At 49.0% G+C, this 17,364-nt stretch carries 15 protein-coding genes; 6 read left to right on the top strand and 9 right to left on the bottom strand.

Translation table 11 applies throughout. The annotated features are described in order from the left end of the window. Positions 1 to 47 precede the first annotated feature (47 nt). Together pdxR and AC2CG4_RS10710 are read left to right on the top strand one after the other, a co-directional pair. On the top strand, positions 48 to 1,523 hold the full coding sequence (gene pdxR / locus AC2CG4_RS10715; RefSeq protein WP_484486248.1) for a MocR-like pyridoxine biosynthesis transcription factor PdxR: 1,476 nt from the start codon (positions 48 to 50) through the stop codon (positions 1,521 to 1,523). A 143-nt stretch (positions 1,524 to 1,666) separates the two neighbouring features. Further along, on the top strand, positions 1,667 to 1,990 hold the full coding sequence (locus AC2CG4_RS10710) for a type 1 pili tip component (protein WP_484486247.1): 324 nt from the start codon (positions 1,667 to 1,669) through the stop codon (positions 1,988 to 1,990). Between the two features lie 58 nt (positions 1,991 to 2,048). Here AC2CG4_RS10710 and AC2CG4_RS10705 read toward each other — a convergent pair whose 3' ends face one another. Next, a complete protein-coding gene (locus tag AC2CG4_RS10705) occupies positions 2,049 to 2,603 on the bottom strand; it encodes a TetR/AcrR family transcriptional regulator (RefSeq protein ID WP_484486246.1) in 555 nt (184 codons plus the stop codon). Positions 2,604 to 2,706: 103 nt separating this feature from the next. Between AC2CG4_RS10705 and AC2CG4_RS10700 the strand changes: the two genes are divergently transcribed. Beyond that, positions 2,707 to 3,357, top strand: a complete 651-nt coding sequence (locus tag AC2CG4_RS10700; protein WP_484486245.1) for a glutathione S-transferase family protein — start codon at positions 2,707 to 2,709, stop codon at positions 3,355 to 3,357. Between the two features lie 40 nt (positions 3,358 to 3,397). On the opposite strand, the gene AC2CG4_RS10695 is transcribed toward AC2CG4_RS10700, so the two are convergent. Next, positions 3,398 to 4,735: an MATE family efflux transporter gene (locus tag AC2CG4_RS10695; RefSeq protein ID WP_484486244.1), complete on the bottom strand. Its 1,338-nt coding sequence runs from the start codon at positions 4,733 to 4,735 to the stop codon at positions 3,398 to 3,400. A 99-nt stretch (positions 4,736 to 4,834) separates the two neighbouring features. Between AC2CG4_RS10695 and AC2CG4_RS10690 the strand changes: the two genes are divergently transcribed. Beyond that, entirely contained in the window at positions 4,835 to 4,981 is a 147-nt protein-coding gene (locus AC2CG4_RS10690) for a hypothetical protein (RefSeq protein ID WP_484486243.1), read from the top strand. A gap of 38 nt (positions 4,982 to 5,019) precedes the next feature. Here AC2CG4_RS10690 and AC2CG4_RS10685 read toward each other — a convergent pair whose 3' ends face one another. From AC2CG4_RS10685 to AC2CG4_RS10675, 3 genes are all read right to left on the bottom strand, one after another. Next, a complete protein-coding gene (locus tag AC2CG4_RS10685) occupies positions 5,020 to 5,433 on the bottom strand; it encodes an ExbD/TolR family protein (RefSeq protein ID WP_484486242.1) in 414 nt (137 codons plus the stop codon). Positions 5,434 to 5,436: 3 nt separating this feature from the next. Continuing rightward, the gene (locus AC2CG4_RS10680; RefSeq protein ID WP_484486241.1) at positions 5,437 to 6,153 is read right to left on the bottom strand and encodes a MotA/TolQ/ExbB proton channel family protein; all 717 of its coding nucleotides are present in this window, start codon (positions 6,151 to 6,153) and stop codon (positions 5,437 to 5,439) included. An 81-nt stretch (positions 6,154 to 6,234) separates the two neighbouring features. Beyond that, positions 6,235 to 6,861: an energy transducer TonB gene (locus tag AC2CG4_RS10675; protein WP_484486240.1), complete on the bottom strand. Its 627-nt coding sequence runs from the start codon at positions 6,859 to 6,861 to the stop codon at positions 6,235 to 6,237. A gap of 200 nt (positions 6,862 to 7,061) precedes the next feature. Here AC2CG4_RS10675 and AC2CG4_RS10670 point away from each other — a divergent pair, with 200 nt between their 5' ends. After that, positions 7,062 to 8,342, top strand: coding sequence for a hemolysin family protein (locus AC2CG4_RS10670; RefSeq protein WP_484486239.1), 1,281 nt, complete (start codon positions 7,062 to 7,064; stop codon positions 8,340 to 8,342). Between the two features lie 81 nt (positions 8,343 to 8,423). On the opposite strand, the gene AC2CG4_RS10665 is transcribed toward AC2CG4_RS10670, so the two are convergent. Next, on the bottom strand, positions 8,424 to 10,511 hold the full coding sequence (locus AC2CG4_RS10665; RefSeq protein WP_484486238.1) for a S46 family peptidase: 2,088 nt from the start codon (positions 10,509 to 10,511) through the stop codon (positions 8,424 to 8,426). 227 nt (positions 10,512 to 10,738) lie between these two features. On the opposite strand from AC2CG4_RS10665, the gene ggt reads away from it, so the two are divergent. Then, complete coding sequence (ggt, locus tag AC2CG4_RS10660) at positions 10,739 to 12,436, top strand: gamma-glutamyltransferase (RefSeq protein ID WP_484486237.1); 1,698 nt, start codon at positions 10,739 to 10,741, stop codon at positions 12,434 to 12,436. On the opposite strand, the gene AC2CG4_RS10655 is transcribed toward ggt, so the two are convergent. From AC2CG4_RS10655 to AC2CG4_RS10645, 3 genes are all read right to left on the bottom strand, one after another. After that, a complete protein-coding gene (locus AC2CG4_RS10655; protein ID WP_484486236.1) occupies positions 12,425 to 13,225 on the bottom strand; it encodes a PEP-CTERM/exosortase system-associated acyltransferase in 801 nt (266 codons plus the stop codon). The genes ggt and AC2CG4_RS10655 overlap by 12 nt on opposite strands. A 160-nt stretch (positions 13,226 to 13,385) precedes the next feature. Continuing rightward, complete coding sequence (locus AC2CG4_RS10650; protein ID WP_484486235.1) at positions 13,386 to 14,705, bottom strand: 5-methyltetrahydrofolate--homocysteine methyltransferase; 1,320 nt, start codon at positions 14,703 to 14,705, stop codon at positions 13,386 to 13,388. Between the two features lie 93 nt (positions 14,706 to 14,798). Beyond that, positions 14,799 to 17,153: a TonB-dependent receptor gene (locus tag AC2CG4_RS10645; protein ID WP_484486284.1), complete on the bottom strand. Its 2,355-nt coding sequence runs from the start codon at positions 17,151 to 17,153 to the stop codon at positions 14,799 to 14,801. Between the last annotated feature and the right edge of the window lie 211 nt (positions 17,154 to 17,364).

The raw sequence follows: 17,364 nt of genomic DNA, 5'->3' as shown, positions 1-17,364 counted from the left end.
GGCTCTATAATAAGATCCATTATTGATAAATTTTTTGGAGCCACTTTTTGGATTACCAACTCTTGTTCGATCAATATCAGCCTGCCCATAGCGGCTTGAGATTATCCCAGCAGCGGCGTTTATATGGCTGTTTGCGCGAGGCGATTTTGAATGGGCATCTTGTCGCCGATGCAAAGTTACCGGGCACTCGCTCGCTGGCGGCGGAACTCAAGGTCGCACGCAACACGGTGCTTTATGCCTATGAACAATTGGTGACTGAAGGTTTGTTGCAGACCCAAGGTGGCAGCACGCGGGTGGCAAAGGGAGTCTGTGCTGGCCGCCATCTTGTCGATGAGGCAAACAGTGCAACACGCGCGATTTCAACGCGGGCGCAGTTAACGCCTTGGCCGGTTGATCCACACGGTGCGTTTACCGCTTTTATGCCGGGTGTTCCCTCCCTCGCGGATTTTCCCCTGCCGTTGTGGCGCCGTTGTGTGGAGCGCAGTTGGCGCAAGCTGAGTTATAAACAGCTCGATTATGCCGATGTTGCCGGTGAGCCAGAGTTACGCAATGCCATTGCCGACCATCTCACCACGACGCGCGGTGTACGCTGTACCGCAGCGCAAATTTTTATTACCGATGGCACCCAACAAAGTCTGGGTATTTGTGCCCATGCACTGGCCAATGCGGGCGATACAGTCTGGATTGAAAACCCTGGTTACGGCGGCGCGTTTCAATCGCTCAAGGCGGCCGAATTACATGTGCGCGGTATTGCGGTGGACGAGCAGGGCATAGCGCCCAGTGAATCGGATTGGAATGATTTCCCACCTAAATTTATTTACACCACACCCTCCCATCAATTCCCACTGGGCAGTGTGATGAGTATCGAGCGGCGCATGAGCTTGATCGAATCCGCCCAGCGTGTGGGCGCGTTAATTATTGAAGATGATTACGACAGTGAATTCCGCCGCGATGGCCCACCGCTACCAGCGATGCAAGGTTTGGTAGAGGATGCGCCGGTGATTTATCTCGGTACGTTTAGTAAGACCTTATTTCCCGCATTGCGCATTGGTTTTATGTTGGTGCCCAAGGGTTTGGCCGCCGCGTTTTACGGTATGTTGCGCTTGGGGCATTTACGTGGTCGCAGCGCTGACCAATTGGCGCTGGCAGAATTTTTACGCGCCGGGCATTTTGCCCAGCATCTGAAAAAAATGCGCCGTTTGTATGCAGCGAGGCGCGATGCATTAGTGAATGCGATTGAAAAATATCTCGGCGATAGCGTCACTATTTATGGCGGGTCTTCCGGTATTCATCTCACCATCGCCTTACCCGAACAGAGTAATGATCTTGTCATTAGCCAAGCGCTATTAGCGCAGGGTGTCTACGCGCAACCGCTCAGTAAATTGGCAACCGATAAAGTCCTGCGCAATGGTTTGATGCTGGGTTACGCGCAGGTTGAAGCGATTGAGATGGATAAGTACGTGCAGATTTTGGCGCAGGTGATTAAGGCTGGCACTGAATGTGCAGCATCTGATACGCATTAAATAATGTGAGTTTTCAGGGGCGCAAGCTCAGCGGTTGAGATGCCTGAGCTACTTTCAACTACACTCATAAGAGGCTGTAAAAATCCTTAGCGCGCAGCAGATTTTTACATCCTGGTCCTTCTGGCGAACGAGAGGTTGCGGTTATGTTTTTACAAGAACTGGTTGCACAATGGGAAGCGCACGCGCAAGGTAAATTAACCAAAGAGACCTACGCGGTGCATCTGTTGGTGGAGGATGCGGCGCGTCTGGCTGCGCTGGCTGAGATGTACCCCAAGCGTTCCAAAGAACAATTAATCAGTGAATTACTCTCGGCCGCCTTAGGGCAACTTGAGGCCAGCTTGCCCTATGTACAGGGCACAAAAGTAGTGGCGACCGATGAAATGGGCGATGCGATTTACGAAGATGTAGGCCCAACCCCACGTTTTATGGCGCTCACCAAAAAATATTTACAACAGCACCAAGGCTAGATGCACGGCGAGCAAAATTGCGCTGGCGCGATGAGTCTTTTGGTGGCGTTTATACACATCACTTGGGTTTAATTTGCTGTGCAGCTTTACTGCTCAGGGATAAGATTTTTTTTGCGAGTGTTTTATCCGTGAGGCTGCGCGCCAGTGCCATGCCTCCAATCATCAGTACGGATTGGAGTAGCGCATTGTCTTCATCTTCTGCACCACCATTATTGCTGCCGAGGTGTTTGGTAAAACCTTTATAGAGGCGGGTATAGATCTGTTTTACCCGTTCATCATCGTGGGCGACATCGCTTACCAAACAGGGCAGAGGGCAGCGAATGCTGGTAGAAGTAAGGTGACCTTCACTTAAGTAATGATTAATGATGCTATTGGTGTCAGTTACATGCTCACTAAAATGCTGTGCCGCTGCGTTTCCCGCCGCGATGATTGCCTCTTCGTACAGGTCAATTTTGGAGTTGAAGTGGGCGTAAAATGCACCGCGTGTCAAACCTGCCTGCGTCATGACCTCATCTATACCGACCTGATTAAAACCTTTACGGGTAAATAATTCAGCCGCCGCATTAACGATCCGCTCGCGCGACTCCTGCTTGTGTGACTCTTTCCATGCCATGGTGTACCTCCGGTTTAAAATATGTTCTTGATCATATTATGGTGGCGATAGAAGATTGCCAAGGAAAAACAGTTTTTAGTAAACCATTACGAAGGAGTTATCGATGAGTCATCAAATTCATATAGTAGGTGTGCAGTTCAGTACCTTTACCCGTGCGGTGCAATTTTGTTGCGAAGAAATTGGTTTAGCTTACACCTTGAATTCGGTGGTCGATGGCCAGGATTACATCTGGCGCAGCCCCGCCTTAAAGACGATTAATCCGTTTGGCAAGTTGCCGGTATTATTAGATGCTGGTCGTCCACTTTATGAGACACAAAGCATTTGCCGTTATCTGGATAATCAGTACAACCAAGCCCGCTTGCAGCCGCAGGATGCGTGGCAAAAAGCAGAAGTGGATCAGTGGTGTGCGGCAATCACTGCGTATGTTGATAAGGCCATAGTGCGCAATTTTCTGTCGGAGTTTTTATATCCCCAAGGACCCGATGGCAGTGTGCGTGAGGACATTGTTGCTGCCGCTATTCCTGACGTGATTCAGGTAGTCGGCATTTTGGAACAGCAACTAGGTGCGAAAGTTTTTTTGGTGGGAAACCAATTTACCTTAGCGGATATTTTGCTTGTACCAGTGATTAATTATTTGGTGAATGGGCCACACAATTTAGATCTTGTCCATAAAGACAGTCCATTGCGCAGCTATGTAACAGGTATTCTTGCGCGACCTGCGGCGAAAAATGTGTTTATTCCAATGGTGAAATAAGGTCGCGGCAAGTTTGAAAATATATCGGTGCATAGCATTTTCAAATTTGTCGCCGCAGCTGCGGTAGGTAATAGCCAAGGCAAATGGCCCGAGCGATTACGTAGATAATAAAAGCAAGCCATAAGCCATGGTTGCCTGCCGTGCGGGTCAAAATTTCTGCGGCGCTTAAAAATATCAGCAGTGATATCAGCGCGGCATTGCGCATGGCGCGGCTCGCGGTAGCGCCGATAAAAATGCCATCCAATTGAAACGCGGCAAATGAAACCAGAATGTAAATTGCGGCGTAGGGCAAATAATTCTGCGCCGCATTTTGTATTGTTGCTATTGGTGTTAGCCAATGGATGAACTGGCTTCCGCCTAAGCCCACTATCAACATTAAACCCAAGGCGCTAAACGCTGCAATTTGTGTTGAGGCGATAATCGCGCGATCAAATAATTTACGATTTTTGGCGCCCATGGTTTTGCCAATCAGCGATTCCAACGCAAAGGCAAAACCATCCAGAAAAAACGCCGAGAATGAAATAAATTGCAGCAGTATATGATTGGCGGCAAGGGTTGTGTCGCCAAATTGTGCGCCTTGATTGGCGAACCACCCAAACCCCGCGAGCATAAATAGGGTGCGCCACATAATATCGCTGTTGGTTTTCAGGGTGCGGACAATGGCGGTGCGTTGAAAAATAGCGGGCCAGATCGCAAAGGGTGCGCGATGCTCAGGTCGCAGAAGGTTAAACAAAATAATGGCGCCGACAACAAAACTGATCCATTCAGCAATTAACGTCCCCAGCGCAATGCCGCGCACACCCCAATCAAAACCTGCTACAAAAATAACATCAAGTAATAGGTTCAGGCCATTGAGTAAAAGTTGTAACCAGAGCAGCTTTCGCGTCTGCCCCAAACCGATCAGCGTGCCCACAATCGCATAGGTGCCGAGTGTAGCGGGTGCGCCCCAAATGCGGATTTGCCAATACTCTGCCGCACCCTGTTCGACAGCCTTGCTGCCATCCAGTAACCAGAGGGCAAAATGCTTTAGCGGGTATTGGGCGATGATCAAACTCAGGCCAATGGCTGTGCCGAGCAATAACGCGCGCAAACAGGCAGCGCGCACTTCGTTGTGATCGCCTGCGCCGGCAGCTTGTGCGGTAAAACCGCTGGTGCCCATGCGCAGAAAACCAAAGCCCCAATACACAAATGAAAATATCAATGAGCCAAACGCAATCGCACCCAAATCTGCACTGGTGCCGTTATGGCCAATCACGGCAGTATCCACCAAACCCAACAAAGGAACGGCGGCATTAGCCAGAATAATGGGAATCGCTAAGCGAATGATATTGCGGTGGCTGGTGCTCTGGTGGATCTCGGCGGGGGATGCCTGCTGCATAGTGTTGTCTCAATCGGTGCTCTTCACACACCTAAATACTCGCGCTCTACGTATAGAGCAAAGGTCACATCAATTCAGTGAGTTTATTGCGGAGATTCTATGTCACAAAAGCCTAATACTGCAGCTGATACTACCACCCCAGCGCGCTTACCTTGTCGCGGCTGTCAGCCTGGTTGTTCAAGTTACGCGATTTGCGATGGCAAACCCTGGCGGTTGGAGTCCCAGCCAAAATCCATTACCCAGTAACAATTCCCAATAACAATGCCCATTAACAACAAACCCGGCTAATTGCCGGGTTCGGTGACAAATCCTAATTTTAAAATGCCTGATCGCTGTACTGCCGCCATGGTTTTGATCACATGTTCATAGGCGACTGCTTTGTCGCCGCGAATATGCACTTCGGGCTGCGGTTGTTGCGCGGCTGCGGTTAACAGGCGCACTTCCAGCTCTTCCATATTTACCTGATTTTCATTCCAATAAATTTGTCCTTCAGCGTTCACTGCCAGGTTTACCGTTTCCGGTTTTAATTCATTGGGGGTGTTATCTGCTCTGGGTAAATCTACCTTTACCGAGTGCGTCAATACCGGCACTGTGATGATGAAGATAATCAACAATACCAACATCACATCCACTAAGGGTGTCATGTTGATTTCGTTCATTACCTCTGTATCGTCGTCGAGTCCACCGCCGAAGGCCATGGCTTAACCCTCTTTACGTGGAGTGAGTTTGGTGATCGTACCTTTATTTTGCATAGGGCTGCCGGTAATAAAATAAGCGTGCAGTTGATGTGCAAAACGGTTGAGTTTATTGAGCACACCTTTGTTGGCGCGGGTGAGGGCGTTGTAACCCAGTACCGCAGGAATAGCGACCGCCAAACCAAACGCCGTCATGATCAGGGCTTCGCCCACTGGCCCTGCAACCTTATCGATACTCGCTTGGCCGGAAATACCAATCCCAACCAGTGCGTGATAAATCCCCCATACAGTGCCAAACAAACCCACAAACGGCGCGGTAGAGCCAACCGAGGCAAGAATCGCCAGGCCGCGCTGTAGGCGCTCGGCACTTTCGTCAATCGAGCCGCGCAAACAAGCGGTCAGCCATTCGGCGAGGGGCAAGTGGCCGTGTAAATCGGTTTTGTGATTGCTGTGATGATCAAGTGCCGCTTGACCTTCCTCAGCCAAATGACGGAAGGGCGTCGCGCGATCTTCACCGAGCGTGCGCAAACCTTCTGCAAAACTTTGTGCGTGCCAAAAATCATTTAAGCCCTGCGCAGGGCGACGTAAACGCCATAAGCCCCAAGCGCGCACGACAATTACCCACCAACTGGCGATGGACATAATTAACAACATAATCGCAACGCCTTTGATCAGCAGATCGCCCTGCTGCCAAATGGAGGCAATACCATAAGGTGAATCCATAAAAACCTCTGACTACAAACAATAGAAAATAAAAGATAGAAAAATAAAGATAGAAAAATGAAAAGTTAAAAAGCGAAAGAATTAGCGCAAATTAAATTCAACCGGCTGTTCGTACCAAAAATCAATTTTTTTGCCGCCTTGCGTCGCCGGTAGGTAACGCCAGCGGCTTACAGCTTTTACGGCGGTCTCATCCAAGCGTTTAAAACCGCTGGATTGTTTGATTTTGATCTCGCCTACAGTGCCATTGGCTTTAATTAATATTTCTAATATCACCGTACCTTGCTCGCGCAACCGGCGCGATAAACTGGGGTACACAGGTGCCGGATTACTCAGCTGCCCGGCTTCTGCACGGGGTGGAACTATAGGTGCCGGGGGGGCAGGCTCTGCCGGTTTTGGTTCCGCTGGCTGTTCTACCGGTGGTGGTGGCTCAGGTTCTGGTGCTTTGACCGCGCGTTCCGAAGGTGGCGCCTTGGGTGGCGGTTTTGGTGTTGGTTTGGGTTCAGGCTTTTTTTCCGGTGGTGGCAGGGGTTCTGGCGGAGGTGGGGGTGCCTGTTCCGGTTCAGCCATAACCAACATGCCTTGAATGGTGGGAATCACGATTTCAACGGGCTTGGGCTCAGACTTGGATAGCATCACTGCTGCAAATACCCCGGCATGAGCACCGATAACGAGCAGCAAAGAAATAAGAGAAGCGTGTTTTGAGTGCATCGGTAACTGCTGTGGATGGCATTGATAATGGTAATGATAATATGGCGCTAATGATAATTCTTATCATCAATAAAGGCAATCGGATCAGTAAAACAGAATCGCGCAATGGTGATAGCCATCGGAGGCTGGGCTGGCGTAGTGCGTGGGTGCTGGTGTTATACTCGCTCTCCCGCGTGTTTGCGCTCTTCCAGTAGGGTTCCATGGAAATCTTTGTATTGCTCGGCTTGATCGTTTTGAACGGTCTTTTTGCGATGTCTGAAATCGCCATTGTCACTGCAAAAAAATCCCGTTTGATGGCACTTGCCGCCAAGGGCAATAGCTCGGCGCAGGTCGCGTTGCGCTTAGCGGAAGACCCCACCCAGTTTTTATCTACGGTGCAGATTGGCATCACTTCAATCGGCATCATGAATGGTATTTTTGGTGAATCGATTCTCGCTGAGCCGTTTGCGCTCTGGCTGCAAACTTTCGGCGTGCCCGTTAATTTCAGTGATAATTTCGCCACCATTTTAGTGGTAGTTGTGGTGACTTATTTGTCGATAGTGGTAGGTGAATTGGTGCCCAAACGTATCGGCCAACTTAGCGCTGAACGTATTGCCTGTTTTGTGGCAAAACCAATGCAGATGCTCGCTATTATCACCAAGCCGTTTGTGTATTTTTTATCGGGCTCTACCCGCGCCTTGATGCGCATGATGGGTTTTCATCACACCCAAAGTCAGCAGGTCACCGAAGAGGATATTCACGCAATTTTGGATGAAGGTTCGAGCTCCGGGGTGTTGGAGCAACAAGAACATGCGATGGTAAAAAATGTATTGCGTTTGGAAACGCGCAGCATAGTGTCATTAATGGTACCGCGTTCAGATATCGTGTATTTGGATACCGCTTTGCCACTGGAAGAAAATTATCAGCGAGTGATGAAATCCCCGCACTCGCGCTTTCCCGTATGCACCAAACAGAATGACAATTTAATTGGTGTTATCAATGCCAAAGAATTATTAGCTGAAGCGATACGTGGCAGCACCGTTGATCTCGAATCCATGGCGCAGCCGTGTCACGTAGTGCCTGAATCATTGACTGGAATGGAATTGTTGGAATTCTTCCGTTCGTCGCACAGTCAAATGGTGTTTGTAGTGGATGAGTATGGCGATCTAAAAGGCATAGTCACCCTGCAAGATTTATTGGAAGCGCTCACCGGCGAATTTATTTTGGGTGAGGGTGAAGACGCCTATGTGATTCATCGTGATGATGGCTCCTTGTTATTGGATGGCATGTTGCCGATTATGGATTTAAAAGATTGTCTGGCGATTGATGATTTGCCGGAAGAGGGCAATTACCAAACGCTCAACGGTTTGATTATGTTGCTGATGGGGCGTATGCCCGCTACTGGCGATAAAGTGGTAATACAAAACTGGCAGCTGGAAATTGTCGATATGGATGGTCGCCGTATCGATAAAGTGCTCGCCTACTGTATCGCTGAAGAATAATAGAATTCAGTTACTTCCGGCTATAAAAAAAACCTCGCTGAAATAATTTCAGCGAGGTTTTTTTTTGGGGCGGGAGTTGCGTTAGTCCAGCTTAAGTTCTTTAACCAAGTGCTTGGCCTTATAAACCTGTTTTAAGGCTTCCGTCATTGCGGCGGGGTGAACCGATACGGCCCGATTCACTGACTCATCAAAAAAGTACGAGCCACCCAGTGAATTGATGTTGCCATCAAAAATCAGACCGACTAATTCACCCTTCGCATTAATTAACGGGCTGCCTGAATTGCCGCCGACTATGTCGTTGGTGGACACCTGATTAAAGCGTGTTTTTTTATCCAATTTTTTCTGCGCTGCAATCCAGCTATCCGCCAGTTTAAAGGGATCAAAATCCGTGGCGCGATCAAACAGCCCGCCGATGTTGGTGAAGGGCGCAATTGTTTTGCCTTTTTCTTCCCAGCCGCGAATTACCCCGTGGGATAAACGTAGTGAAAAAGTCGCATCGGGATAAACCCGCGTGCCCTGATAGGCAAAACGCGCTTTGGCTAATTGATTGGCCGCCGCCTTTTGTACCGGCTCGATATTTTGATCGTAATCCGTGCGGAATTTTCGCGCCTGCTCATCAATTAAATAGGCGAGTTTAATCGCTGGATCATCGCTATTTTTTATCGCATCGACGCCACCTTCCCATAATTGTTTGCGCACTGCTGCATCGCCTAACTTGCTGTGAGTGACAATTTCATTGGCCAAGGCTTCTGGTGATTGTTTGCCCAAAATACTTTTCACCACCGGATTATCAACGCCGAGCTTTTCACGCAACTTGCTCAGCGACCAAGCGAGCTTGGTGCGCTCAAAATCCGAATAGAGTGGGACCTCGGCAAACAGACCGGCTTGTACTGCCGGTAAACTGGCATCAGAAAATTCACGCAAACGGGTATTATCGGGTTTTGCTTTTTCTGCCGTGCCGCGTACCAGAGTCCGCGCCCAATTTACTTGCTGCGACATAGCGCCGAAACCAATTTCCACCATCACATAATCGACGTAGAGATTGCGCCACGCAGTTTGTGTCTCGCTCAATGTTTGCCAAGGGTCGCCATAGGTTTGCGTGCGTGTAGCATCGCTACTGACCCAGGCGCGAAAGGTATTTTCTTGCTCGCGTTTTTGTTGCATCACGCTCGGCGATAGAAGTGCTTGAAACATTCCGGTACGCGCTTTAATTCCATTTTCCACCATGGTTAATTCCGTTTGTGCAATGCGCGCTTTTTCTTCGCTCTGGGTTGAATATTGCAACAGCAGGCCGCGATATTCAGAGGCAAGCATTAAACGAAAAGGCAATACCAGATCACGCTGTGTTTCCAATTCCGCCATGGTCAACTGGCGCTGGGTCGAGCCTGGGTGGCCGAGTGTCATCACCAGCTCGCCTTCTTTTGCACCCTTGGGGTTGATAGGAAACCAATCCGCATTGACGAGTGGCTTGCCCGCGCGATCATAAACACGCAATAAACTCATATCGAGGTTGTAGCGGGGAAAATTAAAATTGTCGGGGTCACCGCCAAAAAATCCAGATGCGTATTCCGGTGAAAAAACCAGACGCACATCCTGATAGCGGGCATATTGATATACATGATATTCACCGCCGCCATAGAGCTCGACAATATCGCAGCGGCGCTCATCGCCAGCATCTCCGACGCAGGCTTTTTCAATCAGTGACTGCTCGGCTTTTTTTGCTTCGCTAAATGCTTTGCCCGACAAACCTGCGAGCGCTTTTTGCATGCGCGCAGTCACATCTTCGGTTTTCTCCAAGCGATTCACTTCCATGCCGGGGCACTGCTTTTCTTCACTCAAAGATTCTGCGAGAAAACCTTTGTTGATCAGATCTTGTTTCTCGCTGGATAAATCCTCTATGCAGCCAATCACGCAGTGATGATTGGTCAGCACCAAACCCTGCGCCGAGACAAATGAGCCAGAGCAACCACCGGCCAGCCGCACTGCACTGCGCATGGATTTATGCAGCCATGTGGCTGTAGGTTTAAAACCGTAGGTTTTTTCCAATGTTGTATGGGGCAAATTATCCATAGTCCACATGCCTTCGGCGGCAACACTCGGTAGTGTCAGCATGCTGTTAGCCGCTAATACACTACCGCTCAGCAATAACGCCCTTGTCATTAGTCGCATAAGTAAACTCCTGCCAGTAAGTGAAAAATTGTTGGTGAGTTAATAATGATTGGTGAGTTAATAATAGTTAGAAGATTCTTGCAATGGTGGGTGGAATACAGCAATAAATTATTTTTGCAGTGTAGACCAATGTGGCTAGTCATTTCCATGACGGGATTCTTAACGGTAGCCGAATCCTCTCACAGGTAATAAACTCCACTTTACTTCACATAAATTTGGTTGTTGTTATGAAAAAGTTAGTTGTCCTATTGCTTGGCGTCTGCGCGTTTTTTTCAATCCTGCCAGTGTTGGCTGATGGCCAGCCCAGTCAATATGCACAAGTCAGTGCCGATGAGCGGGCGGCGGTTGCTACGGTCAATCCTTATGCCACACAAATCGCTATAGACACCATCGCGCGGGGCGGTAATGCGATTGATGCAGCGATTGCCGCTGCGTTTACGCTCGGTGTGGTCGATGGCCACAACTCCGGCATTGGCGGCGGTTGTTTTATTTTAGTGCGCATGGCCGATGGCCGAATATTTGCAATTGATGGCCGCGAGATGGCGCCGGCGGCGGCAACACGCGATATGTTTGTGGTGGATGGTAAAGCCAATCCGGAATTGAGCCGCACTGGCGCGTTGGCGGCAGGCATTCCCGGTTCAGTTGCGGCGTTTGATAAATTGCAAAAGCTGGGCGGAAAATTAACATTTCGCGAGGTGATTTTACCGGCGGCAGATTTGGCCGAAAAAGGCTTTCCAATTTCACCTGCACTGGCAGAGCGCATAACAGCAACGACGGATAATTTGGCGAAATTTCCAGCGAGCGCAGCAATTTATTTGGATAAAAATAATAAACCGCTATCCGCCTTTTCACTGCTGCAACAAAAAGATTTGGCGGCAACTTATCGCTCCATTGCCAAACAGGGTTCTAGTTATTTTTACAGCGGTGATTTTGCGAAAAAAACCGGGCGTTGGATGGCTGCTAATGGCGGCATGATCACCAGTAAAGACTTTGCTAATTATCAGATCAAAATGCGTAAGCCGATTGTGTCGGAATTTGCCGGTTATACACTCTATGGTTTTCCGCCGCCGAGTTCCGGCGGTGTGCATGTTGCGCAAATTTTAAATATTCTTGAGCAATTTGAGTTAAATAAATTAGCCCCAGCGGAGCGCTACCATTTAATGGCCGAGGCGATGAAGTTTGCTTTTGCCGATCGCGCGCACTGGTTGGGTGATAGTGATTTTACCAAGGTGCCGTTGAGTATCGCGGATAAACGCTATGCAAAAGCTATAGCACAAAAAATCAGTTTGGAAAAAACCACAGCGGATATCACCGCAGGCAATCCAGATGTGGATATTCAGCATTTGATGCAGAAACACACTACCCATATTGCCGCTGCAGATCTTGACGGCAATTGGGTGGCGATTACATCTACAGTCAATACCAGTTTTGGCAGTAAAGTGGTTATTCCCGGCACCGGTGTGGTATTGAACAATCAAATGGATGATTTTTCTGCACAAGTCGGCGCTGCCAATGCCTTTGGCTTGGTGGGCTCAGATGCAAATGCGATTGCGGCGCGCAAACGGCCACTGTCCAGTATGAGCCCGACACTGGTGTTTAAAAATGGCGAGCCGGTAATGACACTCGGCGCAGCCGGTGGCCCGACGATTATTTCGCAAGTAGTACAAACCTTGTTGTATGCGCTGAATGACTCTATGCCGGTAGAAAAGGCGATGGCGCAAGCGCGTATTCATCAGCAGTGGAATCCGAATCTATTATTTGTAGAATCGGCCATGCCGGTTGAAATCCAACAGGCACTGCGGAAAAAAGGCCATGAATTAAAAATCTGGCCCAGCATGGGCGCATCGCAAGCAATTCAATTGCGCGATGGAAAATTGGTGCCTGTTGCTGAGCCGCGGGTGATTTTGCAGAATTTAACTAAATAATTCCTTCTCTATCATCGCCAATAATTTGCGATAACCAATACTCATTTTTTTGCGCAGTTGGCGGATATCCACATAATATGCGGCGCGTTTGCCGTGGTATTCCACCGGTGCGCCAATTTGGGTGAAGTGAATGCCAACAAAATTCAAGCTGCGTGCTAGCCTGGGTTCCATCATTACAAACACATGGCGAATTCTGCTTTTGTGGCACAGGGCAATTGCGGATAAATACAAGCTGACGGCAATGTAAGGAAAAAAGCGCAGCTCTTGTGTGGAAAACATTTGTTCATTAATTGCCCCTATGGCGCCGCCGCTGAATTGATCTACCTGCCGTTTTCTAAACGTGAGCGGCACTGCCAGCCGCGAGACTTCACATATCTGGTGCGCGGGAAAATTTCGGGGGTGCAAATTTTCATCGGTAATCGCCTGTGGGCAAAACTTTTCCATAGGTAAAAGTTCATCGGCATTGCGGGTGGCGATTACCCGCAGTGTCCCGGCGAGTGCATTTGAATTGATGTGGCGAATAAAACAGTGAATTGAGCGGCTATCAAACTCGTCTTGTTCGATATGTTTTGCATTGGTTTCCTCAAAATGTAATTCCTCGCAATAAACTTGATAGCGAAGTTTGTACACTTCCTGTTTTAACGGGTCAGATTTGGCAATTTGTGGTTTTAAATAGTGGGAAAAATGCTGCGCGATGTTTTCTGCTTCATCGCTTGCCAATGCGGCAGCATTTTGTTTTGGGGCGAGTTGATTGATGTTGTCAGTGCTTGCGTGATGGATCGATTTCATGGTGTCCTTATCTCCCTGTTAAATCGTCTCACTAACGATTGTAGCTCTCCTTGTCACGTGAATATCTAATTAAATCAATCTATGCCCAGCTTGGTATATTCAGAATAGCGTGTTACGTCGTTTTCATCCTGAGGGGCGCCAAGTGCGCCCCTCTGATTCATTAGTGATTGTGTTTATCCGTTGCCGGTTCTGCAATACCCAGCCAAGTGATTTTATTCGGCACAAAATCCAATTGAATAGTATCGGTCACCTCCGCTTTTTCCAGATCAATTTGTTTAATTTGATTGGCGATAGGGTCACTCACATACGCGATATGCCCAGGTGTTAGTGCCAGTTCAAACTTACTGCCCACCGGTAAGGCGGCGAGGTTGCTGCTAATGGCCTGAACACGTTTTTTTACGCTCCAATCAGCGGTGTTCAACGTTGTTAGCTTGCCTTGGTTGTCTAGAATCACGAACAATTTGCCTTCCTCGGCAAAATCATAAGCGATCGCGCTAGCGGTGGTTGTAACACTGGTGTCAATCCAGTTAATTGCGGCGATGCTGTTTGTGCTGCTATTGATCGCAAAAAACTGTCCGGCGGCAATGCCGATAAACTCTTTAACAGTGTGATCACCAACCAATGTGCCTATTCGGGTTGTGCCAGTGAAGTTAGTAGGGTTGGCAATTTTCCGCGCGGTAAAAGTGTCACCTGCTTGGGTGATGACTAATACACCATCGGTGCAACCAAAACTGATTTGGTTTTCATTTTGCGCGCTGCCGTGCAGACCGGGGCAGGTTTCGCTGAAGATGGTTTCATCCACAAAATAGCCATTGTGCGCGCGATACACTGCAACGCGGTCGGGCAGAGTGCTGGTAGTTGCCGGGTCGCGCACCGTGGAAATTAAATATTCACCGCGCCCCTGTGCGGCACCGTGCATATGGGTGGTGTATTCGAGTAGAGTTCCCGCAGTATTGTTTGCTATATCGGCTTCGGTAAATACACCTACGCTCGCAGGAGTTGCTGTTGCGCTATTGCCGTCATAAAAAATCACTGATTGTTTATCTGTTCCAGTGAAATGGGTTGGGCGCGCTTTATTGGTACTGAATAACATTTGCCTGGGCGCTTGTTGGTAGTCATGCAGATGATCGCCGTGATTTTCTTGCCACAAGCCGCCATCAACCACATCAACGCGATCAGCGGTGCGTTGCAATACAAAACCGTAGCGATTATTTGGGCTTGCATAAAGTGCACTGGGTGTTTCACTTAGCGTAACTTCGTGCAGTAGTTTCTTTTCTTTAATGTCGATCACGCTCACTTTGGCCTGATCTTTGGTGGAAATTAATAAGCGACCTTTTGGTGGGTTTTCAATGTTGTGGTCATGATCTTTTTCTATAGGAATGGGATCTCGCTCAACGATGTTGGTATCGCTGCCGCCGCAACCGCTGAGAAGTGCGGCAATAAGCAGCAATGTCAGGCTGGATAATGAATTGTTTTTCATTTTCTTGATTACCTTTTGACTAATTTTAAATAATAGTTATGGATACCCGCGTTCGCGGGTATGACAGTTAGTGAGCGTTAGGACAGCTGGCGTTTAAAAGTTGCCGCTAATACCCAAGGCAAATGAGCGAGCGGGCAGCGGCGCTTTGTCTTTCAGGAATGAGGCATGTACACGCGCATATTCGTTGGTGAGGTTATGGCCTTTGAGGAAAATTTTCAGGTCGCTGCGCATTTGATAGCTCAGTTGTGCATCCATTAGTGTGTAACCGGGTGTACTGGTTTCGAAGGCGGCGGTTTGGTCTTGTTCAAAATAATGTTGGCCGCTGAGTTCTGCGCGCCAGTTGCCAAGCGCATATTCAGCGCGCGCGCCGACACGCAAGGGCGGAATGCGCGGCAAATCGCCACCTTCATCTAATTGCGCGCGGATGTAATCGCTGGTGAGACTGAGTTTAAATGGTGCATTTAATTGCCAAATAATTTCACCTTCAAATCCGTACAAGTCGGCGTCGCGCGCTTGATAAATAAATACCGGTAACTCGCTGCCGTGATCATGTTCATCGGCTTCATTTTCGTCGCCGTGATCATGTTCACTCTCGTAGGTCATGCCGGTTTCGGCGAGGTAGTAATAATTGTCGATGCGGTTGTAAAACGCATTGAAAATAAAACCGAAATCGCCTTCAAATTTACGCAGCGAAAGATCGATGTTGTTAGATGTTTCCAGCTCGACATCGGCGCGCGCTAAATCAAAATGAAATTCACCCGGTTCATCTTCCACTAGTTGCAGCAGCGCACCTACTTCATATAAACCTGAGCCTATATGTGGGCCGAAGGATAATAATTCGGCGGCAGACGGCGAGCGTTCGGCATGGGTGTAAGAGAGTGCGATGTTGTAGCCTGGAGTGAAATCCCACACCAATCCGGCGGAGGCGCTAAACGGGGTAGATTTTTGGTCGATGAAGAATACGCTTAGGTATTCATCTTCATGCTCGCCTTCGTCGTGGTCATGGTCATTCAAATCGACTTGAAAATTATCGGCAGAAATTTTCACTTGTTCGATGCGTGCACCTAATTGCACTAACACATCGCCAAAGTGACGCTCTTCCATCAGGGCGATGGCAAGGGTGTTGGTTTCACTGGGCGGGGTAAAGGCTTCTTCACCGACGGCTGAAAAATCCGCGTGTTTAAAATGCAGGCTTAATGCGCCGCGCCAATCGGCGATGGGGTGGTGAAATAGATCGATGCGCGCTTCCTGACTTTCGTTATTAAAGGTGGTGCCGATTTCACCGTTTTCGATTTCACTGTGCTGATAATCGGTAAAACCAAAACGAGTATTAATTGCGCTGAAAATATCGTGATCCAGTGACAGTTCACTTAGAAATTGCACGCGGTCTTGTTTTAAATCCGCGTAAACATCCACTTCTTCACCTTCGTGGCCGTGGCCGGGAATGCCGTATTGACGCTCCAAGTGGCCGTAGGAAACGCCGACAAAACCTTCATCCAATATGTAACTGGTGCCCAGATTAAAACCTTTGGCTTCTGTTGCCGAGTTGGCCAAGCGATCATCATCGTGATCCTCATGGTCTTCCTCTTCGTGTTCTTCATGGGTTTCCAGCTCTGCAGCTCCGGGAATTTTGTAATCCTCGGATTCGCGCCAAAAACCATCCAAATGCAAACCGACATTGCCTACACCGGTATTGCCGCTGGCGGAGACGAGTTTATCGTTGGCGACCGAATCGCGCTCAAGCCGCCACTCGCCATAGGTATCCAGCCCCTGGGGTACGCGGTCATCAACAATATTCACCACGCCACCAATTGCACCGCTGCCGTAAAACAAAGTCGCGGGGCCGCGCAGAATTTCGATTTGGCGCGCGGTTGAGGCTTCGGTTGCGACCGCATGGTCAGCGCCAACACGGGAGGCGTCACCCGCATCCAAACCATTTTGGGTGATGAGCACACGCGGGCCTTCAAGGCCGCGAATAATCGGGCTGCTGGCTACTGGGCCGTAATAGTTGGAGTGCACGCCCACTTCATTTTTGAGGGTTTCACCCAAGGTAGATGCCTGACGCTCGCGCAGGGTATCGCCGCCCAATACCGTCACCGGTTGCGCCGATTCCATATTGGAGGCGTGCCAGGGCAGGCCGACCACATTCACCACTTCTATGGCGGTGCTGCGCAATACCAAATCGACGGCTTGATCGCCCTGCGCCAGATGAAAGGTTTTGTGCATAAACATAGGCGCTTTTACATGCAACTCTACCTCGCCATTGACCTGCGGTGGCAGGCTGAATTCGCCTTGGGCATTGGTGCGAATCTGCAGGTTAGAACCCACTACATCGAGCTTGGCGTTACTAATTGGCTGGCCTTGCTCATCGCGCACCACGCCTTGCAACTGCGCAAATGCCGAGTGACTGGCGGCGGTAATCGCCAAACATAAAAGGGTTTTTTTCATACTGAACATGTGTATCTCCACAGCTATACGCAAAACGGATTGCCTGCCCACTGATGGTAAAAACGGTAGACGGCGTTTGAAATTGTTGGTGATGTTATACTATAACAATTTAACTGGGCAACCTTTAATAAAGCGAATCCTAAGCAGGGCGAGTCAGCCTAGTGTTTTTGGGGGACGGAACAGGGTGGCTAGTGCTAAGCTTTGAGCACTA

It is taken from the genome of Cellvibrio sp. ATLC23 (assembly GCF_057196725.1).
This window is presented reverse-complemented; position numbering and strand designations above follow the sequence as displayed.